Consider the following 4,052-nt stretch of genomic DNA (forward strand, 5'->3'; position numbering starts at 1 on the left):
AGCCCTGCCCAGTGAAGCCCAGGTGACGGCGCTTGAAGCCCTGCTGGACGTTCCCCCTCGCTCCTCGGTCTCCCGACTTGACCAGCTCCGGAAAGCGCCGCTGTCGGTCTCTGCGCCTGGACTCGTTGGTGCGCTCAAGCGGGTTGAAGCGGTGCGGCGGGCCGGCGTGACCACCCTGGACCTGAGCGGTTTTCCTGAACAACGGCTGAACACCCTCTTCCGCATCGGGATGGGCGTCAAGGCCCAGGCGATCCGCCGCATGACCCGCTCCCGGCGCATCGCCACCCTGCTGGTGACGGTTCATCGCCTTGAAGGTCAGGCCCTGGATGACGCCTTGACCCTGTTTGAAAGCCTGCTGACCGACCTCTTCAACCGGATTGAACGCAAAGAGGACGGCACGCGGCAGGATCACCTGCCGTCACTGGAAGAAGCGGCCCGGCACAGCAATCAGCTCACCTTGGCTTTTCTGGAGAGCCTGGGGCAACCGCCCCAGGACTTTCCCACTTTCGCGGCGCGGGTGCTGGCCCTGGTGCCTCAGGAACAGCTTCAGGCCGCGGCGGAAACGGTTCAGGCACTGACCCGGCCCAGAAGCGAGACGCGGTTGGAAGGGCTGCTCAGCCGCTACAGCTACGTGCAGCAGTTTCTACCGGCCCTGCTGAGGACGGTGACCTTTGAGGGCAGCGCCGCTGGAGGGCCGTCCCTGGCCGCGCTTCAGGCGCTGCGGCGTCTGGGGCGCCGATCACAGGTCATGGCCACCGAGGTGCCACTCACGCTCGTCAAGGGTGACTGGAGCAAGCTCATTCCCAGAAAAGGGCCACTGAACCGGCCTGCTTACACCCTTTGTGTTCTCGACCATTTGCATCTGGCCCTGAAGCGCCGCGACGTCTTTGTGTCAGCCAGTCCCAAATTTAATGACCCTCGCCTGCGCCTGCTGTCGGATCAGGCCTGGACGGCTCTGAAGGCTGAGGTCTGCCGGAGTCTTGACCTTGACCCTGATCCGCAGGTCATGCTGGCGCGGTTCAGCGCCCAGTTGGACGAGCGGTACCAGTTGGTAGAAGCCCGCTTACCGCAGAACGCCGCGGTCTCTCTGGCAGAAGAAGAGGGCCGCACCGTGCTGGTGCTTCAGGAGGACGAGGCGCTGCCCGAGCCGCTCAGTCTGCGGCACCTGCGGGAACTGGTGGCGAGGCGGATGCCTCGCCTGGATTTGCCGGATCTGCTCCTGGAAGTGCACCGCTGGACGGGGTTTGCCCACGCCTTCACGCATTTGAGCGAAGCGCGAACACGGGTGGAACACCTCGACGTCAGCGTTTGCGCGGTCCTGCTGGCTGAAGCGTGCAATGTTGGACTGGACGCGGTGGTTCAACCGGAGACAGAGGCCCTTGGGCGCGGCCGCCTGTCCTGGGTGGATCAGCATTACCTGCGCGCCGAAACCATTGCGAGTGCCAATGCCCGTTTGGTGGAGTTTCAGGCCACCATTCCGACGGTGGCGGCGTGGGGGGACGGTCAGGTGGCCTCCGTGGACGGGCTGCGCTTCCGCGTACCGGTGAAAACCATCTACGCCGGCCAGAACCCCAAGTATTTTGGCGTTCGCAGTGGCGTGACCTATCTCAACTTCATCTCCGATCAGTACAGCGGTTTTCACGGCATCGTGGTGCCGGGGACCCTGCGCGATTCCCTGTTCGCCCTGGACGGCATGATTGAGCAGAACACGGTGCTGCGCCCTCAGCAACTCGTGTCGGATACGGCAGCCTCGTCGTACATGGTCTTCGGGTTGTTCCGCCTGTTGGGTTATCAGTTCAGCCCGGAGCTAGCCGATTTGCGCGAGCGAACCTACGCGCGCATGTCCCGAGAAGCGCAGTACGGGAAGTTGAATGCGCTGGCGACGTCGCAGGTGAGCACCGCGCTCATTGCCACCCACTGGGACGATCTGTTGCGCCTCGCGGGGTCACTGATGACCCGGACGGTGCGGGCCTCGGATCTGCTCAAAGTGATCGGCGTCAAACCCAAAAGCGCCCTCACGCGGGCGTTGGAGCAGGTGGGACGGATCGCCAGTACGCTCCACCTGCTCAGTTATCACGATGATCCGCTTTATCGCCGCACCATCGGCACCCAGCGCAACCGCCAGGAGGCCCGGCACCGGCTGGCCCGGGCGGTGTTCCAGGGCCGACATGGGGAACTGCGGCAACACTATGTGGCCGGGATGGAAGATCAGTTGGGGGCCCTGGGCCTGGTGGTGAACGCCATCATTCTCTGGAATGCCCGTTATCTCGACCTCATCCTGAATCAACTGCGTGTCGAGGGCGTGGAGGTGCGGGAGGAAGATGTGCAGCGGCTGTCACCTCTGAAGTTTGAGCACATCCACCTCGGCGGCCGGTACCACTTCTCGCTGACCTCACAGATGCCGGCCGGTCAATTCAGGCGGCTGCGCGATCCAGACGAGGTTGAGAGCTGAGGCAGAGGCAAAACCCGACTCTTCGCACCACTGCTACCGCGATGCCGCTGCCCACGCCCAGATTCCCGCCCTGCCGGTGGCCTGGGCGCCCGCCCCTCAGCTCACCACCCCGGCCTGCCGCGTGGAGGCCCGCGTGCAGGCCGGCCCCAACATGCTCGGCCAGTACCTCGTGCTGATTGAGCTGCCCCCCGCCTGTCCACCCGGTGGCGAACGGCTGGCCCGAATTCTGACCCGTCTGGGGGGCCGTATCCCGCCCATCGGCTATTTCCGGCTTAACGGGGGCTTTCCCCGGCAGGTGGGGTACTGGGTCTTCCAGGGCGCCCGCGTGCAGGACCGGGCCGCGCCCAACGACTGGCGCGACGTGCCAATCAAGGGGGCGCCGTGGGCCCCGAACTGAAGTGCCGCTACCGCGACCAGATGCTCATCGGGCGCGTGCTACTGGGCCTGACGGCGTTCATGGTGCTGCCCCTGGCCAAACCCATGCTGTGGATTCTGGAGACCTGGGGCGGGCTGCAGGTCAGTCCCCTGGTCTGGGCGGGCCTGTTTGGCCTCACCAGCGTGGTGCTGCTGCGCACCCGGCAGCCGCGCTGGGCGATGGTGGGTATGATGCTGGCCTTTATCTGGCTGGCCACGGTGGCCGCCGCCGCGTGGCTGGCCTTGGGCCCGAACGCCCTGAGTTTCACCTGTTTCCCGCTGATGTGGCACTGCGGCAGCACGTCGCTGGCCCTTAAGGTTGTGTGGAGGCAGCAGTGACCAGTGGGGAGATTCTGCAGGCCATTACCCTGACCAGCACCCTCGTGATCGGCGTCTGGACCCTGTGGGGCAAGGGCAAGGACACCAATTACACCCGCCTGGAGGGGGAACGCAACCGCCTGGACCAGCGGGTCGCCGAGCTGGAGAAGGGCCGCGAAGAGGACCGCGCGCGACTGGAGCGCGTGGAGACCGAACTGGACGACCTCAAGCGCGTGCATTACACGCTGATCGACTTTCTGCGCGACATCGTGTCGGGCAATTTCGACGAAGCCTGGATCAAGCGGCGCGCCGCTGACCTGCTGTCCCGCCACGGCGGGGGAGGCACACCATGATCACCGCCGCCCAACTGCGCCGCATCCGCCCCGGGACCGCCCCCGCCGACGCCGAAGTGGCGGCGCGGGTGCTCTCGGTCGCGGCGGCCGAGCACGGCATTACGACCCGGCTGCGCCTCGCGGCGTGGCTGGCGAACATTGCGCAGGAGTCTGGCTTCCGGAACGTGCGCGAGGACCTGTACTACCGCGACCCCACGCGCATTGCGAACATCTTCCGCACGGCCTTCCAGGGCAGCGCGGCGGCGGCGCGGCCCTACATCAAGAACCCGGTGGCCCTGGCCAACCGCGCCTATGCGAACCGGCTGGGCAATGGCAGCGAAGCGAGCGGCGACGGGCACCGCTACCGGGGCGGCGGGTACATCCAGCTCACTGGGCGGTCGATGTACCGGGCCCACAGTCGCCCAGGTCTGAACCTGGAAGCCCACCCCGAACTGATCGAGGACCCTCAGCTCAGTGCCCGCGTGGCGGCCAGCTACTGGCAGCGCTGCGGCGCGAACGCGGCGGCCGATGCTGGC

Annotated in this window: 5 protein-coding genes; all 5 read left to right on the top strand. The window is 66.2% G+C overall.

The annotated features are described in order from the left end of the window. A partial coding sequence (locus tag K7W41_RS23090; RefSeq protein WP_224612880.1) for a Tn3 family transposase occupies positions 1 to 2,452 on the top strand: 2,452 nt, incomplete at its 5' end. Then, positions 2,442 to 2,849 (top strand): hypothetical protein, encoded by a 408-nt coding sequence (locus K7W41_RS23095; protein WP_224612882.1) that lies wholly within the window; start codon positions 2,442 to 2,444, stop codon positions 2,847 to 2,849. The genes K7W41_RS23090 and K7W41_RS23095, both read left to right, overlap by 11 nt. Then, a complete protein-coding gene (locus tag K7W41_RS23100) occupies positions 2,834 to 3,205 on the top strand; it encodes a hypothetical protein (protein ID WP_224612884.1) in 372 nt (123 codons plus the stop codon). Before K7W41_RS23095 ends, K7W41_RS23100 begins: the two co-directional genes overlap by 16 nt. Continuing rightward, positions 3,202 to 3,537, top strand: a complete 336-nt coding sequence (locus tag K7W41_RS23105) for a DNA-binding protein (RefSeq protein ID WP_224612886.1) — start codon at positions 3,202 to 3,204, stop codon at positions 3,535 to 3,537. Before K7W41_RS23100 ends, K7W41_RS23105 begins: the two co-directional genes overlap by 4 nt. Next, positions 3,534 to 4,052, top strand: a 519-nt coding sequence (locus K7W41_RS23110; RefSeq protein ID WP_396116239.1) for a glycoside hydrolase family 19 protein, incomplete at its 3' end; no start/stop codon positions are given. The genes K7W41_RS23105 and K7W41_RS23110, both read left to right, overlap by 4 nt.

The organism is Deinococcus multiflagellatus (assembly GCF_020166415.1).
GTDB lineage: Bacteria > Deinococcota > Deinococci > Deinococcales > Deinococcaceae > Deinococcus > Deinococcus multiflagellatus.